This is a genomic window from Amycolatopsis sp. CA-211722, assembly GCF_056828465.1.
On sequence record NZ_CP184752.1, the window covers coordinates 8713926 to 8730353 of the forward strand.

Annotated in this window: 13 protein-coding genes; 5 read left to right on the forward strand and 8 right to left on the reverse strand. The window is 68.5% G+C overall.

The features are described 5' to 3' along the window. The 4 genes from ACOCEP_RS39990 (at nucleotide 1) to ACOCEP_RS40005 (ending at nucleotide 5524) form a co-directional block, all read left to right on the forward strand. Nucleotides 1-888, forward strand: coding sequence for a phytanoyl-CoA dioxygenase family protein (locus ACOCEP_RS39990; protein WP_482335121.1), 888 nt, complete (start codon nucleotides 1-3; stop codon nucleotides 886-888). A gap of 255 nt (nucleotides 889-1143) precedes the next feature. Further along, complete coding sequence (locus ACOCEP_RS39995; RefSeq protein ID WP_482335122.1) at nucleotides 1144-2577, forward strand: tryptophan 7-halogenase; 1434 nt, start codon at nucleotides 1144-1146, stop codon at nucleotides 2575-2577. 50 nt (nucleotides 2578-2627) lie between these two features. Next, nucleotides 2628-3983: a condensation domain-containing protein gene (locus ACOCEP_RS40000; protein ID WP_482335123.1), complete on the forward strand. Its 1356-nt coding sequence runs from the start codon at nucleotides 2628-2630 to the stop codon at nucleotides 3981-3983. Next, the gene (locus ACOCEP_RS40005; RefSeq protein WP_482335124.1) at nucleotides 3980-5524 is read left to right on the forward strand and encodes a 4-hydroxyphenylacetate 3-hydroxylase family protein; all 1545 of its coding nucleotides are present in this window, start codon (nucleotides 3980-3982) and stop codon (nucleotides 5522-5524) included. The genes ACOCEP_RS40000 and ACOCEP_RS40005 overlap by 4 nt, the downstream gene beginning before the upstream one ends. 361 nt (nucleotides 5525-5885) lie before the next feature. Here the strand turns inward: ACOCEP_RS40005 and ACOCEP_RS40010 are convergent, their stop codons facing one another. From ACOCEP_RS40010 to ACOCEP_RS40045, 8 genes are all read right to left on the reverse strand, one after another. Further along, nucleotides 5886-6899 carry a methyltransferase gene (locus ACOCEP_RS40010; RefSeq protein ID WP_482335125.1) on the reverse strand — a complete coding sequence of 338 codons (1014 nt, stop codon included), beginning with the start codon at nucleotides 6897-6899 and terminating at the stop codon, nucleotides 5886-5888. Next, nucleotides 6892-8124 (reverse strand): tryptophan 2,3-dioxygenase, encoded by a 1233-nt coding sequence (locus ACOCEP_RS40015; protein WP_482335126.1) that lies wholly within the window; start codon nucleotides 8122-8124, stop codon nucleotides 6892-6894. The genes ACOCEP_RS40010 and ACOCEP_RS40015 overlap by 8 nt, the downstream gene beginning before the upstream one ends. Before the next feature lie 55 nt (nucleotides 8125-8179). Continuing rightward, nucleotides 8180-9046, reverse strand: coding sequence for a tryptophan 2,3-dioxygenase (locus tag ACOCEP_RS40020; RefSeq protein WP_482335127.1), 867 nt, complete (start codon nucleotides 9044-9046; stop codon nucleotides 8180-8182). Further along, on the reverse strand, nucleotides 9024-10133 hold the full coding sequence (locus ACOCEP_RS40025) for a serine hydrolase domain-containing protein (RefSeq protein WP_482335128.1): 1110 nt from the start codon (nucleotides 10131-10133) through the stop codon (nucleotides 9024-9026). Before ACOCEP_RS40025 ends, ACOCEP_RS40020 begins: the two co-directional genes overlap by 23 nt. A 133-nt stretch (nucleotides 10134-10266) precedes the next feature. After that, nucleotides 10267-11631: an acyltransferase family protein gene (locus tag ACOCEP_RS40030; protein ID WP_482339910.1), complete on the reverse strand. Its 1365-nt coding sequence runs from the start codon at nucleotides 11629-11631 to the stop codon at nucleotides 10267-10269. Further along, nucleotides 11565-12476, reverse strand: coding sequence for an arylamine N-acetyltransferase family protein (locus ACOCEP_RS40035; protein WP_482335129.1), 912 nt, complete (start codon nucleotides 12474-12476; stop codon nucleotides 11565-11567). Before ACOCEP_RS40035 ends, ACOCEP_RS40030 begins: the two co-directional genes overlap by 67 nt. Beyond that, the gene (locus ACOCEP_RS40040; protein WP_482335130.1) at nucleotides 12469-13989 is read right to left on the reverse strand and encodes a benzoate-CoA ligase family protein; all 1521 of its coding nucleotides are present in this window, start codon (nucleotides 13987-13989) and stop codon (nucleotides 12469-12471) included. Before ACOCEP_RS40040 ends, ACOCEP_RS40035 begins: the two co-directional genes overlap by 8 nt. 84 nt (nucleotides 13990-14073) lie before the next feature. After that, on the reverse strand, nucleotides 14074-15213 hold the full coding sequence (locus tag ACOCEP_RS40045; protein ID WP_482335131.1) for an epoxide hydrolase family protein: 1140 nt from the start codon (nucleotides 15211-15213) through the stop codon (nucleotides 14074-14076). A 191-nt stretch (nucleotides 15214-15404) separates the two neighbouring features. On the opposite strand from ACOCEP_RS40045, the gene ACOCEP_RS40050 reads away from it, so the two are divergent. Continuing rightward, on the forward strand, nucleotides 15405-16388 hold the full coding sequence (locus ACOCEP_RS40050) for an SMI1/KNR4 family protein (protein ID WP_482335132.1): 984 nt from the start codon (nucleotides 15405-15407) through the stop codon (nucleotides 16386-16388). Nucleotides 16389-16428 lie beyond the last annotated feature (40 nt).

The following is a 16428-nucleotide window of genomic DNA, read 5'->3' on the forward strand; positions in this document are numbered from 1 at the left end:
ATGGCTGAGCTGCAGCACGTGGGTCCGGACGCGGATCTCGACCACGTCACCGAGATCATGGAACGCGACGGCGCGATCATCATCGAGAACTTCGCGGATTCCGAGACGCTGGCGGGATTGTGGGAGGACCTCGGCCCCGATCTGCAGGACTCCGACTACTGCGAGGTCGGCTACGACGGCCACCGCACGCGTCGCATCTCCTCGCTGTTCGCGCGCACCACGCGGCTGACGCCGATCGTGACCCAGCCGCTCTACCTCGGCGCGTCCCGCCGCCTGATCCAGAAGCCGGTCCCGATCTGGATCGGCCGGTCGCAGATCGAGATGACGCCGAGCATCCAGATCAGCGCCAGCCAGGCGATCCAGATCGACCCCGGCCAGGGGAAGCAGCCCCTGCACCGGGAGGACACCCTGTACCTGCGCCCGCACCCCGGCCCGGTGATCCGGATGCAGCTCATGCTCGCGATGAGCGATTTCACCGCGGAGAACGGTGCCACGCTGGTCATCCCGGGCAGCCACCTCTGGGACGACAACCGCGCCCCGCGGTACGCCGAGTGCGTGCCCGCCGCGATGCCCGCCGGATCGGGCCTGATCTTCCAGGGCGGGACCTATCACAGCGGCGGCCGCAACGACACCGACAAGGCACGCACCGGGCTGACGCTGTCGCTGGACCTCGGCAGCCTGCGGCAGGAGGAGAACCAGTACCTCGCGGTGCCGAAGGAAAAGGTCCTGGCGTACCCGGAGGAGGTGCGGCGGCTGCTCGGCTACGACCGCTGCGCGCCGGGCGTCGGCTGGTTCGAGCTGCAGGACCCGCACATGGTCCTCGAACACGACGACATCGACGCCGCCCGCGCCGCCGCCGACCGGCTCGGGCTCAACGCCGCGGCCTGAATCGCCTGTCCCGCACCATATCGAGGGCGGGCGAACGTGCCGTGGTGGGTCACCGTGGTCGTGTCGCGAAAGCCACTTTCGGGACATGTCCCGCTACGAGACACGACATGAACCACGACCACCAGGCGGCCCGTCAGCAAGGCACGTTCGCCTTTTCCCGCAACACAATCGGCAATCAGGAAGTCGTGATCCGGCCTGACCGCCAGCGACGATGGTGGTCAGGCCGTCCCCTGAACGGAAAGAGGTGGAGAACCGGTGAGTTCGCCGCAGTACGACGTCATCGTGGTTGGAGGAGGGCCGGCCGGTTCGACCGTGTCCACCCTCGTGAGCAAGGCCGGACACCGGGTTCTCCTGCTGGAGAAGGAAAAGTTCCCCCGCTACCAGATCGGTGAGTCGCTGCTGCCCGCGACGGTCCACGGCGTGATCCCGATTCTCGGCGTCGAGAAGGAGGTCGCCGAAGCCGGCTTCACCATCAAGCGCGGTGGCACGTTCAAATGGGGCAAGCGCCCGGAGCCGTGGACCTTCGAGTTCGCGGTCTCCAGCAAGATGCCCGGCCCGACGTCGTTCGCGTACCAGGTCGAGCGGATGAAGTTCGACGACATCCTGCTGCGCAACGCGCGCAAGCACGGTGTCGAGGTCCGCGAGGAAAGCTCCGTCGTCAAGGCGATCACCGACGAGACCGGCCGGGTCGCCGGCGTCCACTACAAGGACGCCGACGGCGAGGTGCACGAGGTGTCCGCGCGCTACGTCGTCGACTCCTCGGGCAACACGAGCCGGCTCTTCAAGGCCTCCGGCGCGGAGCGCCACTACTCGCCGTTCTTCCGGAACCTCGCGCTCTTCACCTACTACGAGGGCGCCGGACGGCTTCCGGAACCCAACGCCGGCAACATCTTCAGCGTCGCCTTCGAACACGGCTGGTTCTGGTTCATCCCGCTGCGCCCGAACCTGACCAGCGTCGGCGCCGTGGTCCACCAGGACTCCGCCGAACTGGTGCAGGGCGACCCCGACGAGGCGATGCGGCGGTTCATCGACGCCTGCCCGCGGATCAAGGACATCCTCGGCGACGCCAAACGCGTCACCGAGGGACCGTACGGTTCGTACCGCGTCCGCAAGGACTGGTCGTACTGCAACTCCACCTTCTCCGGCCCGGGCATGGTGCTGGTCGGCGACTCGGCGTGCTTCGTCGACCCCGTCTTCTCCTCCGGCGTGCACCTGGCCACCTACGGCGGGCTGCTCGCGGCGCGGTCGATCAACGGCTGCCTCGCCGGAACGGTCGACGAGGAAGCGGCGTTCGACGAGTTCGAGAAGCGGTACCGCCGCGAGTACGGCCTCTTCCACGAGTTCCTCATCGGGTTCTACGACATGAACAAGTCCGAGGACTCCTACTTCTGGCAGGCGCGCAAGGTCTCCGAGAGCGCTTCGAACGACGTCGAGGCCTTCGTGGAATTGGTGGGCGGTGTCGCTTCGAACGACCTCCGGCTCACCGCCGACGACCTCGCCGCCACCGTCGATTCGGTGGAGCACAAGCCCGGCGGGGCCGCGAACGGCTCGGTCCTCACCCGGATGCTCAAGGCGGGCGCCGGCCTGCAGGGCCGGGCCCTGCTCGGGTCGAGGTCCGGTGAAGGCGCGGCGCTCGAACCGGGCGGCCTCCGTGCCTCGGACGACGGGCTGAGCTGGGTCCGTTCCTGACGTCCGTCCAGCACTTTCATCCACCGCGGCCGCCAACGAAAGGTGCAGCCATGTCCGTCACGGACGCTCCCACGGATCGGATTCCGCTCACCGCAGCCCAGGAATTCCTCCGCATGTTCGACGCGGGGCCCGCCGACGGCCCGTTCGGCCCGCTCTATCACGTCGTCGGCGCGTGGCAGGTCGAGGGAAGCCTCGACCTCGACCTGCTGCGCCAGGCCCTGTACGACGTCGTCGCGCGGCACGAGGCACTGCGCACGGTGGTCGTCCGCGACCAGGACCCACCGCACCAGTCGATCCAGCCGCCGGCACAGCCCCGCCTCACGGTCCGCGAGCTTTCGCCGTCCGGGGACCGTCAGCGGCAGATCGAGGAACTGCTCAACGAGGTCGAAGCCGAAGGTAACGACGTCAACGAACTCCCGTTGGTCCAGGCGGTCCTCGGCCGGTTCGGCGAGCACGACTCGGTCCTCATGCTCAACGCGCACCACACCGCGGCCGACGCGTGGGCGATGGACCGGATCGCCGGCGACATCGGCGCCTGCTACCGGGACCGGAGCGCGGGCAAGACGCCCGAGCTGCCGGAAACCCTGCAGTACCAGGATTACGCGCGCTGGGAGAGCGAGCACCTGGCGAGCCCGGCGGCGGACAAGGCGCGCGCCTACTGGCGCAGGACGCTGGACGGCGCCGGGGTCACCACGCTGCCCACCGACCTGCCGAGGTCGAGCGGGATCCCGAAAGAGACGGCGTGGCACCGGTTCCGGATCGACCCCGGGCTCGTCGCCGCGACCACGGACCTGGCGAGCAGGACGAAGTCGTCACCGTTCATGGTGCTGTTCACCGCGCACCAGCTGCTGCTCCGGAAGCTGACCGGCGTCACCGACGTCGTCACCCCGACCTTCACGCCGGGCCGCGGGCACAGCAGGTTCCGCGACACCGTCGGGTCGTTCGTCAACTTCATGCCGCTGCGCACGGATCTGCGGGACTGCGCCACGGCCGGCGACGCGATCGCGCGGACCCGGCGGGTCTGCGTCGAGGCGTACTCGCACGACATCCCGTTCATGCACCTGATGGCGGAGGCCCCGCAGCTGATGGTGCCCGCGATGGACGAGCACCGTCAGGTCGGCGCGTTCCAGGCGCTCCGGTCGCCGCACATGATGAAGGCGGTCGAGGTGGGCGACCTCAAGTTCACGAAGCTGTGGCGCCGCGAGCTGTCGCAGCCGGTGGGCTCCGACGTCCCGGACGGCATCCTGTGGACGCTGCACCTCGGCCCCGGCACGGACGCGGTCGGCAGCCTCGGCTTCAACACCAACCGGTTCACCGCCGACACGATGTCGGATCTGCTGGCCGACTACCTGACCGTGCTGCGCAAGGTCGTCACGAACCCCGACGCGACACTGGGTTCGCTGTGACCGCGCCCGGCACTCGTCCCTTCACCGGGGACGAGTACATCCAGAGCCTCCAGGACGGCCGGGAGATCTACCTCTACGGCGAGCGGGTCAAGGACGTGACCTCCCATCCCGCGTTCCACAATCCCGTGCGGATGATCGCCCGGCTCTACGATTCCCTGCACGCGCCGGAAACGCACGACGTGCTGACCCGGCCGACCGATTCCGGCGACGGCTACACCCACCGGTTCTTCACCACGCCGCACAGCGCCGAAGACCTCGTCGCCGATCAGCAGGCGATCGCGACCTGGGCCAGGGCGTCCTACGGGTGGATGGGCCGCAGCCCCGACTTCAAGGCCTCGTTCCTGGGCACGCTCGGCGCCAACGCCGACTTCTACGAACCCTTCGCCGACAACGCGCGCCGGTGGTACCGGGAGTCGCAGGAGAAGGTGCTCTACTGGAACCACGCGCTGGTGCATCCGCCCGTCGACCGGGACCGCCCGCCGGACGAGGTCGCCGACGTCTTCGTCCACGTGGAGAAGGAGACCGACGCCGGCGTCGTGGTCAGCGGTGCCAAGGTGGTCGCGACCGGATCCGCGCTCACCCACTACAACTTCCTCGCGCACGTGGGCCTGCCGATCAAGGACCGCAAGTTCGCGATCATGGCCACCGTGCCGATGAACGCGCCCGGCCTGAAGCTGATCTGCCGTCCCTCCTACAGCGCGTCGGCCGCGGTGATGGGCAGCCCGTTCGACTACCCGCTCTCCTCGCGGATGGACGAGAACGACACGCTCATGGTGCTGGACAAGGTGCTCATCCCCTGGGAGAACGTCTTCGTCCACGGCCACCTCGGCAAGGTCCAGGTGTTCTCCAGCCAGTCGGGGTTCATGGAGCGCGCCGCGTTCCACGGCTGCACCCGGTTCGCGGTCAAACTCGACTTCATCGTCGGGCTGCTGATCAAGGCCCTCGAACTGACCGGCACGCTGAACTTCCGCGGCGTGCAGACCCGCGTCGGCGAGGTTCTGGCCTGGCGCAACCTTTTCTGGGGGCTCTCCGACGCGGCCGCGCGCAATCCGGTGCCGTGGAAGAACGGCGCGGTCATGCCCAACCCCCAGTACGGTCAGGCGTACCGGTGGTTCATGCAGCTCGCGTATCCGAAGATCAAGGAGATCATCCAGCAGGACGTCGCGAGCGGCCTGATCTACGTCAACTCGACCACGGACGATTTCCGCAACCCCGAGGTCCGGCCCTACCTGGACAAGTACCTCCGCGGCTCGCACGGCGCCGACGCGGAGCAACGCGTCAAGGTGATGAAGCTGCTCTGGGACGCCGTCGGGACCGAGTTCGGCGGCAGGCACGAACTGTACGAACGCAACTACTCGGGCAACCACGAGTCGGTCCGGCTCGAGCTGCTCGCCGGCCAGCGCGCGGGCGGGCAACTCGACGAATACCGCGAATTCGCCGAGAAGTGCCTTCGCGAGTACGACCTGAACGGCTGGACGGTGCCGGACCTCTCGTCCTTCGACGACCTGGCCCGGCTGCGCTCCACGATGTTCAACGGCTGACCTCGCTTCACCGATCCCCTCCGGCTCCCCTTCGCCGGAGGGGATCTCTCATGTCCGTCCCATCACGCGTGTCGTCCGTCCGATCACGCGTGCCGGCCGAGCCGAACTCGTAACTCACGTGATCAGAGGCGTAACTCGCGTGATCGAAGGCGTAACTCGCGTGATTGAACGGCGAACACAGCGTGCGCCCTCCGACACGCGAGATCGCTCCCTAAACACGCGAGTTACGCGTCTGATCACGCGAGTTACGCGTCTGATCACGCGAGTTACGCGAAATAGGTCTGTGGGGGCTGCCCTCCAAGTACAGGAAGGCCCCCTTCCTTGCGTCAGGCGCAAGGAAGGGGGCCTTCCTGTACCGAAGTCACCTGCCGGCGGCCACCAGCAACGAAGAACGCGGCCCCCGGTGGACCTCCACCAGCTCGAAACCGCCCTCGACGAGCAGCCCGCGCCATTCCGATTCCCCGCGTTCGCGCCCGCCGAGCAGCACGAGCATGTGCAGGTCGAGCAGCTTCTCCGGATGCGGCCGGTCGTCGTCGGGGATGATCTGCTCCAGGATCAGCAGCCTGCCGTGCGGCGGGATCGCCTCCCGGATCCGGCGGAGGATCAGGACGGCGTCCTCGTCGCTCCAGTCGTGCAGGATCTGCGCCAGCAGGTAGACGTCGGCGCCGCCGGGGACCGCGGCGAAGAAGTCCCCGCCGACCACTTCACAGCGGTCGGCGACACCGGCGCCGTGCGCGGTCAGGTCGGCGTGCTCGACGACGTGCGGCTGGTCGAACAGCCGCCCGGTCAGGTGATCGTGGCGCGCCAGCAGGGCGCCGAGCAGCGTCCCGTTGCCGCCGCCGACGTCCACGACCGACGATGTTCCGCTCCAGTCCCACCAAGCGGTGCCCAGGAGCGGCTCCATCCGCTTCGCCACCAGGCCCGCCTGGGCCGCGTCGAAGTCGGCCGCCTGCGCGGGGTGCGCGGCCAGCCATTCGAACAACGGCTTGCCGAACACGGCGTCGAAACCCGCCTCTCCGGTGCGGAGGGAATGGCCGGCGTCCTGCCAGGCCAGGTACGACTCACCCCGCATCAGCGTCACCAGATGACGCAGCGACCCCGGCTGGTCGGAGCGCAGCAGTTCGCCGGCCGCGGTCAACCCGAAGGTGCCACGCGGCTCTTCGACGAACAGGTCCTCGGCGACGAGGACGCGCAAGAAGCGGGTCAGCGCGTCCACGTCCACCCGGGCTTCGCCGGCGAGGGTCTCCACCTCGGCCGGCCCTTCGGCCAGTTGGTCGACGACACCGGCTTCGGTCACCGCGAAGATCGCCTGGGAGACGATGTATCCCATGATCTTCCGGCGCAGCGCGCGGTAATCGCCCTCGTGCTCAGGCAATCCGGTCCCTCCGCTCGTCTTCCCGCGGGTGCAGCACAGGGAACAGCGGACGGGCCGCCGCCTGTTCGAGGTAGGCCGCACCGGCCGTCCCCCCGGTGCCCCGCACCTTCCCGATGACCTTGAGAGTGATGCCCCAGTGGGTGCGCTTCATCAGCCGCCACGCCGAGTCGAGACCGCGCATCGTCTCGGTGAGATAGCTCAGCGACGCCGGCCCCGTGATGGCCAGCCGCGCCTCGTACACCTCTTGCAACGACGGTCCGGGAAGCTCGGCCGACGGAGCGCTGTACTGCTCCACCAACCGGAACGACCGGGACTGCACGGCGCTGCGGCCGTTTGTGTAGGCGCGGATGATCGCGAACGCGTCCGGCGGCATGGAGGTGAGGATCCGGTACAGCATGCTCGTCGCGGTGATCCGTCTCGTCGCGTCGCGCAGTTCGTCCGACGCCGCGGCCGGGCGGCCCGCGTCCAGCGCCGCGGTCGCCCGTTCGAGGCAGCGCGCCACCTGCCGGTAGACCACTTCGAAGGACTGGATGCTGCGGATGAACATCACTTCGTCGTGCAGCCAGGTCGTCGGGAGCATCGCGAACTCGACCGCGTCCCGCATCGCGGGGGACGCCACCGACCGCACGGCACGGGACAGTTCGGCGCCGCGGGCCAGGAGATCGTCCCGGCCGAGATCCCGGATCGCGTTGTCCCCCAACGGATTCGCCGGAACCAGGCGGCGGGCTCGCGGGGCGAGCTCGTCGGCCCGCGCCAAGGCGCGCAGACACGCCTTGACGCGGACCTGCTGACGCAGCAGATCGGGTTCCGCGACCAGCGCCGACGTCTCGTAGCGCAGCAGATCGGCCAGGATGACCACCTGCAGGGCGTCGAGCGTGTCGTCGACCACCTCGCCGGAACCGTACGAGTCGGCCAGGAGATTCAGCAGCGTGACACCGGCGTAGGTGTCGTAGTCGCCGTCCTCCTGGTCGACCGTGCTGGGCAGCCATCGCCGGAGGACCAGCGCGCGGACGTCGTCATGGCCGGCCGGCAGCACGTCGCGCGCCGCACGCAGCGCGGCGACGAGGCCGGGGTCCGCGTGGTTGCGGCCCACCGCCTGGAAGTGCCCGAGGACCGGCCGGTAAGGGAAGGACGCCGCGGACGCGCCGCCCCGCCACCACCGGTGGAGGCGATTGAGCGCCTTGACCGGGGACCGGTGCCTCCCCGGGCGCCTGACGCCCCCCACACCGACACCGTCCCTTATGGACGACGCATCCACCGCATCCACCTGACGTCCTCTCCTAGTCCGCCGCCCACCCGGTGTCCCGCACGTGCCACAGCGCGGGAAAGGACGGCTTGAAAACGGATTCGCGCAGGTACGCCGCACCAGTGGAGCCACCTGTGCCGGTCTGGTCCCCGATGACCCGCCTGGCGAGCACGGAGTGCCGGAACCGCCATTCCTGCAGCAGCTGATCCAGATCCACGAATCGCTCGCAGATCTGCGCCGCCACCCCGTCGTCGCGATACGCGGCGCGCAGCGCCTTCTGGATCTCGGGGCTGTCCGGAGCCACCCGCGCGCCCCGCGGCGCCGGGAGATAACCCGACGCCGCGAGGTAACGAAGGAGGGAATCGAACAACGCGGGCTCCCCGAGCCTGCCCTCGATCCGCTTGCGGTCGGGGCTGCCCGGCGCGAACTGCTCGGCGGCGAACCGGTCGCTTCGGCCGAAGACGACCTCGATCTCCCGGAACTGCGCGGACTGGTGCCCGCTTCCACCGAGCAACTCACGGAACGCGTCGAACTGTTCCGGTGTGATCGACTCGAGTACGTCGATCTGGGTGATCAGGACCCGGATGATGGACCGGGTACGCCTGAGCGCCCGGAGGGCGGGGCCGTCGGCCGCCGAGGCCAGGCTCCTCTGCGCGTTACCGAGCTCGTGCAGCAACTGCTTGAACCACAACTCGTGGATCTGATGGACGATCACGAAAAGGAGCTCGTCGTGCTGTTCGGTTTTCGGCCGCTGGATCGCGAGGAGCGTGTCCAGCGCCAGGTACGTGCTGTACGCGGTGTCGTGGGAACCGTCGGCGGTCGTCGCCTCGCCCGGAGTGGTGACGGCGACGTCTTCCGGGTCGCCGTCACCACGGGGTTCAGCTGACGTGCTCGCGGACAACTTCCGCAACCTTCTCGAAGAGGCTGTAGTCACCCATCGTGATGCGGTTCTTGTTGACCGCGATGGCCGTACCGGTCGCGATGTCGATCGAGGCCGCCGACCCGTTGAGACCACCCGCGCCGAACTCGTTCGGGGTCTCGCTGGTGTTCTTGAACGGCATGCCGAAGTCGTAGCCCAGCGTCTTGGTGGCGGGGAAGCCGAAGATCTGGTCCTCGTCCGTCGCCGCGGGCTTGGCGACCTCGTGGAGACGCTCGTCCGAGATGAGCCGGACGCCGTCGACCTCGCCAGCCAGCGCCGCGAACACCCTGGCCACGCCGCGCGCGGTCATGGTGCCGCCACCGGGGACGTTCGCCCTGAGGTAGCCGGGACGGTTGTAGATGTCGGCCTGCGGCGCGACACCCAGCGGGACCGCCTTGAACAGCGGCATGTCGGCCGGCATGGAGGCGAGCGCTTCGGCGGCGCCTTCCACGTCCTCCAGCTTGGCCACCCGGCCCAGCTCCGACTCCGGCACGCCGAAGAAGACCTCCTTCGAGATCCCGAGCGGGCCGGCGACGACCTCGTCCAGCACCTCGTCGATCGGCTTGCCGGTCTTGCGCCGCACGACCTCGCCGATGATGTAGCCGAAGCTGAGCGCGTGGTAACCGGTCTTGGTGCCCGGCGTCCACCACGGCTCGGAGTCGGCGATGAAGGAGCAGACCGCGTCCCAGTCGGCGAGGCCGTCGGGGGTGATGTCGTTCGGCATCTCCGGCAGCCCGATGGTGTGGGAGAGCGCCTGACGCAGCGTCGCCTTCTCCTTGCCGTGCGCCGCGAACTCGGGCCACGAGTTCGCGATCGGCTCGTCGTAGTCGATGACGCCGCGCTCGGCGAGGACGTGGACGATGGTGGAGGTCAGGCCCTTGCCGGTGGAGGTGGCGAAGAACAAGGTGTCGGGCGTCACCGGCGTGTTCGACTCGGCGTCGGTCACGCCCGCCGCGGCGTCGACCACCAGCTTGCCGTTCTGGTAGACGGCCGCCTGCACGCCTCGCTCCGCGCCGGATGCCACGGCTTCGTCGAGTACCTGCTGAACTTTCGCCTGGATGTCACTCATCGGTTTCCTCTCTGAAGATTCCCGAAAACAGGAGTCCGAATCAGGACGACCTCATAGGCCGCCTCGAAGCGAACGATAGGGTCGTCCGATTCGGTGAAGCATCTCCTTGGTTGCTGCGATTTCGCTCTACGCTTCAGGCGGCACGGGTGTCGGTCTGCGGCTGATCACCGGTAACACTCAACTGGGTGACAGGCGCCTTGGTCCGACGGTGCCGCAACCGCTGTGCCGGACGCTCGATCAGGTAATAGCTGAGCGTCGCCGCGATCACGGTGAAGCCGAGAACGAACGCGAGCATCGGCCAGAATCCGGTCGTACCGCGGAAAACGATGTCGTGCACGGCTTCGACACCGAAAATGCTGCCATTGGCGAACCAATATTCGACGATGACGACGTGCCAGAGGTAGATACCGAACGAAATCTTGCCCGCGAACCGGATCGGCCGGTTGGCCAGCACCCGCTCCTGGAACTTCGAAGTGGCACCCGGCACCGAAAGCGGCAGCACGAGCAGCACCGCGAAGGCGAGACCGAGGAAGAAGCCGAGGAACTCCTGCAGCATGGCGGGAACGTCACCCATACCGGGGATACCGATGGGCTTCCAGGTGTAGACCGCGAACAGCACCAGCGCGACGACCCAGAACAGGTTCGGCCGCTTGAGCACCATGCGATAGATCGCGGGCTTGCGCGGCGCGACCTCCGCGTAGGCCGCCAGCACCGCCAGCGCCATGCCGACCGCGAAGACCGGGAAGAAGTAGATCGGCCAGAACCACAGCTGGGACGGCGCGGTGAAGCCCGGGAAGTTGGTCAGCAGGATCCAGCCGAAACCGATCAGCGAGAAACCGGCGAGCGGAATCAGCATCCGGCGCGCACGCTGTGCCGGCGTCGCGCCGTTCCGCGCGAATCGGTGCGCCATCCAGCCGAGAATCGGCATGAGCAGATAGAACGTGAATTCGGCGGGCACCGTCCAGGTGTGTTCGAGCCCGATCACGGGCTGACCGTCCCACCAGAAGAAGTGCAGCATCGTGAGCGGGCGCAGAATGTCACCGGCGCTGTCGATCGCCGTCAGGTTGATCGTCAGCAGACCGACGATCACCAGTACCCAATAACCGGGAAGAATGCGCAGCGCACGTCCCCAGAGAAAGGACTTCGTCGACGGCTTCTTCGTCCCGAGGACGGTGTTCCGCGCATGCGCCCGGAAAAGGAACATGCCGGACATCACGAAGAACGGCGGCAGGAGGATCATCAGGCCGTCGATTAAGACACCCCAGAACGGGTGGCCGGGCTGATCGATGAAACTGGCTACTCCGGTCATGAACGCGACGTGATAGAGCAGAATTCCGAGTGCGAGCACCCCGCGAAGTCCCTCTAACGTCCCGACACGCCCGGCCTTTCCACTGGACATGATTATGGCCCCTCTGCTGATCGGCCCGGTTATTACGCGATTAATCCTGTCCGAATCGCCGGATTGGTGACGTCTTCTGGACTGCGCCCTTGGCGCCATATCCCGTGCGCCGTGCGAACCCGGCGCCACAAGCGCTCACGGTCCGCGTCGGACAGATCACCGAGACCGATTCCGAAGAGATCACCGAGCGCTTCGAACCATTCCCCGCGCCGGGCGAGTTCGACGGGACCGGCATCGGCGCCGGCCCCGGTCCGGGAGAGCACGCACCCGCGGAGCGCGTCCGCCCCGGTCGCGTCCCGGCGATGCGCCGAGAACACCTGGACGAACCGGGAGTTCGGCGCGGACGAGAGTTCGATGTGCCGGGCCGCGAAATCCGCGGGCACGGCGGGTTCCGCAAGGAAGTCCATCGCCACGAAGGCCCCGGCGGGGTCGTGACCCAACCGCCACCCGGCGGAGAACGTCGGCGACGGCCGGAGGTCGTAGGTGAACGGACCCTGCCGGTACTCGCCGGCGACCAGCGGCAACGGTTCGTGGAGCGCGTCGCCGAGACCGACGTCGACCAGCCACTCCCCGCCGGGGTTGTCCTCGCCCGGCAGGTCGTGCACGGTCAGCGCGTGATGGTTGCCGAGCGCGGGCGCGGGGTGGTCCGGGCGGATCTGGACGGCGCCGCGATGCCGCCGGAACCGGTAACCGAGCGCGCCGAGCAGCGCGCCGAACGCCCCGTTGAGCACCAGGCAGTACCCGCCCCGGCCGAGGCGGACGATCCGGTCCGCGCTCGCCCGGGGATCGACCGAGGTGAGCCTGCCGAGGTGGATGTCGACCGTCTGATAGGCCACGCGCTCGACATGGGCGCGGTGCAGTGCCCGCAGTCCGTGCGGCGAAGGATGGTGCTCGCCGGGCATTCCGAGCCGGGCCAGATAGCCGGCGACATCCACCTCAAACATCGAGAGGCTTCCTTTCCCCGCGCAGCGCGCGCCGGTCGAGTTTGCCCGACGGGGTCTTCGGGATGACGTCGACGAACCGGAAGTCGTGCGGACGCTTGTGCGGTGAGAGGTTCGCCTTGGCGAAGTCCCGCAGATCCTCGGCCTCCAGCGGTTCCGAGGTGATGACGTAAGCGCGCAGCTTCGTCAGTCCCCCGTCCTCGTAGCCGACCACCGCGCAGGACACGACCGCGGGATGCGCCTGCAAGGAGTTCTCGACCTCGGCGGGCGCGACCCAGACGCCGCGGACCTTGAGCAGGTCGTCCGCCCGGCCCCGGTAGTAGAAGTAGCCTTCGGCGTCCCGTTCGAAGAGATCCCCGAACCGGATGGTGTTCTCCGCGACGAACGTCTCCGCGGTCTTCTCCGGCGCTCCACGGTATTCCTTCGCCGACGTCGGGCCGACGAGCTCCAGCCGTCCGATCTCGCCGTCCGGCACCGGCTCGCCGGAATCGTCGACCAGGCTGGCCTGGTACCCGGGCACGAGACGCCCCAGGCTGCCGCTGCGGATCTGCCCCGGCTGGTTCGACAGATAGGCGTGGTAACCCTCCGCCGAGCCCAGGCAGTCGATCACCTCGACGCCGAAGACCTCGTTCCACCGCCGGTGCAGGTCGGGCGGCAGTCCCTCGCCCGCCGAAAGACAGGCGCGCAGCGAGCTGAAGTCCTGTTTCGCCGCGTCGGGATGGGCGACCATCGCGCTCATCATCGTCGGCACGTTCACCAGGATCGTCGGCTTGTGCCGCGCGACCAGTTCGAAGATCTTCTCCACCGTGGTGCGCTCGTTGAAGATGATGCCCGTCGCGCCGACCCGGAACGGGTAGAGCGCGACCATGTCCCGCGCGTAGCCGAAGAAGAGCTTGGGCACGGCGAGAACGACGTCGTCCGGGCCGATGTCCAGTACGCCGCGGGCGAACCAGTCGTAGTTCAGCAGCGGGCTCCGCGTCGGATGCGGGCAGGCCTTCGGCGCGCCCGAACTGCCCGAGGTGAACTTCCAGATCGTCTCTTCGTCGCTGCGGGTCTCGACGGCGTCGAGTTCGGCCGGCCAGTCCGCGGCCATCTCGTCGAAGGCGCATTCCTCGTCGCGCAGATCCTCGGCGGCCACTCCCGCCACGAGGAGGTTCTTCGCGCCCGCCTCCCGCATCTTGTCCACTGTGGACGCGTCGGCCACGACGACGGCGGGCGACACGTAGTCCAGGTAGTAGCGGAAGTCCTTCGGGTGCAGGAAACTGTAGATCTCCGCCGTCACCGCGCCGATCTTCTGCGCGGCGAACCAGCTGGCGACGAACTCGACACCGTCGTTGAGCGCGAGCAGTACCCGGTCGCCCCGGCGGACCCCCATGTGCCGGAGCGCGTGCCCCACCTGATTCGTCACGGCCTTGAGCTCGCCGTAGAACACCGCCTCGCCGTCGTCGATCAAGGCGACCCGGTGATCCTCGGCGTGATCGAGGAAGTACTCCGTGACATTGAATCGTTCGGGCACGTCTTCGACACGTATCCGGTCACTCATAAGTGATTCCGTTCTCTCCCCTAGATTTGGATCGGTCATTCCCCAGGCGCCCCAGGCCTAGTCCCCCAGCGAGATCACGAACTTCCGCACGTCCTCCACGAGAAGTCCGGGCTGCTCCAGCGCGGCGAAGTGGCCGCCCTGGTCGAATTCGGTCCACCGCGCCAAAGTCGGCAGGCTGAGCTCCGCGAACTTGCGGACCGGCCGGGTGGCGTCGGCGGGGAACACGGCCACCCCGACCGGCATCGTCAGCGGCCACGGACCGCCCCACGTGCTGATGAACTGAGGGGTGAGATGTGTTGTCTCGTAATAGATCTGCGCGCTCGAACCGGCGGTCCCGGTGAGCCAGTAGAGCATCACGTTGGTCAGCAGGTCGTCCCGGTCGAAGACCTCTTCGGGCACCGTCGCCGAGCCGCTCCACTCCTGGAACTTCTCCACGATCCAGGCCAGCTGCCCGACCGGCGAATCGGTCAGCGCGTAGGAAAGGGTCTGCGGGCGGGTGGACTGGATCTTCTGCCAGCCGATCCCGTCGTCGGCGAACCACTGACCGTGGTCCAGGCGCGCGAGATCCTCGCTGTCCAGATCCGCCATCGCCGCGGGGTCCGGCGGCGGGAAGGTGACGAGCATGTTGAGGTGCACACCGGCGACGTGCTCGGGATCCGCGAGCCCGACCTGCAACGAGATCACGCTGCCCCAGTCGCCGCCCTGCGCGACGTACCGGTCGTAGCCGAGACGGCGCATCAGTTCGGCCCAGGCCCGCGCGACCCGCGGCACGTCCCAGCCCTCCTGGCCGGTGGGGCCGGAGAAACCGAAACCGGGGATGGTCGGGATCACCAGATGGAAAGCGGGATCCCCTTGCGTCAAGGGTTCCACGATGCCGAGGAATTCCACAAAGGACCCCGGCCAGCCATGGGTGAGCAGCAACGGCGTCGCGTCGGGCCGCGACGAGCGGATGTGGAGGAAGTGGACGTTCGCGCCGTCGATCTCGGTGGTGAACTGGGGATGGCGGTTCAACCGCGCCTCGGCCGCCCGCCAGTCGTACCGGGTGCGCCAATATTCGGTGAGCTCACGCAGGTAGTCCAAGGGGACACCGCGGTCCCACCCGGGGACGGGGCCCGCGTCGGGCCAGCGGACGTTGTCCAGCCGCCGGGCGAGATCGTCGAGCTGGGACTGCGGAATATCGATACGGAAAGGACGCACGGCTCGTACCCGTCTGTCTGGGAGCTGGCCGGTGGGGAAGACGGCGCTCGGTTCGAGGTCTGCGGGGAACGGGATTCCCTGTACTCACCATGATTCCGAGCACCCGGCGGCCGTGCGTCTCCATTCCTGCCTTTCGGCGCGGGCCCGGTCCGCCGAATTCGTAGGCCGCCCGTTGTGGCAAGGTCGGTCCCGTGGACAGGGACGCGTACCTCGAAGGCGCGATCACGGACGTGCTGAGCGGTGACGACGCGGCGCTCGACGATCGGATCGCGCACGCGGCGCTGCTGTTCGCCGCCTCCGGGGCGATGGCGGAAGCCGACAGGCTGATCACGCATTGGCACGCGCTCACCGAACGTCCCGTCACGGCGCTCGTGCCCGGCGCGGTGCCGGCCCGCGCGTGGGCGATGCTCTTCGAGGCGCGAGGAGGACGGCCGGAGTGGGCGGCGGCGCTGACCCCGCTCGATCTCGACGCCGAGGAACGCGCGCACGACGAGTACCTCGCCCGGCGGGCGTCCGATCTCGACGGTCTGCTCGGCGGCTCCCCGATCGGCGAGGCCGTCTCGCATCTCGGGCCGTCTCGCCCGGACCGGTTGCGCGAAGCCGTCGCGCGAGGCGATCTGGACGCCTGGGCGGAGATCGCGTCGCGCCAGGGCCGCCCGGACGTCGCCGCGCTCGCCGCGTCGAGACGGCTCGCGCCGCGTCTAGTCGCGGGAGCCGACCCGCTCGGGCTCGGCGAGTGGCCGGAAGTCTGTGCCGGGGCACTGGTCGCGGCGCTGTACGAGCGCTACCCGCCGGACACCGGCTCCTGGCGCGAACTGATCGCGGGCATCCTCCGGCTACGCGGCGGCGGCACCGCTCCCCCGGCCGCCTCGCTTCGCACCATCGGCGCCGCCGAGGCGCGGCTCGGCCTCCGGCTGCCCGACGACTACGGCGAGTTCCTCCAGACCTGCGACGGCCTGCCCGCCGACGTCGTCTTCCCGCGGCTGCTCGGGACGGCGGAGCTCCGCGCGGAAGGCGGTGTCGTCGTCATCGCGGACCCGGCCGTCGTGCTGCTGACGGCCGCCGGCGACGAGTGGCGGACGGTCGAGATCGACCCGGCGCTGGGCACGACGGTGCATCCGACGTTCCGGGCGCTGCTGGAGCGGCACCTGCTCCTTCTGGCGCAGTCCGCGTGAAGGGCGACCGTGCCGGACCTCGTGAGTGGCGAAGACGGTT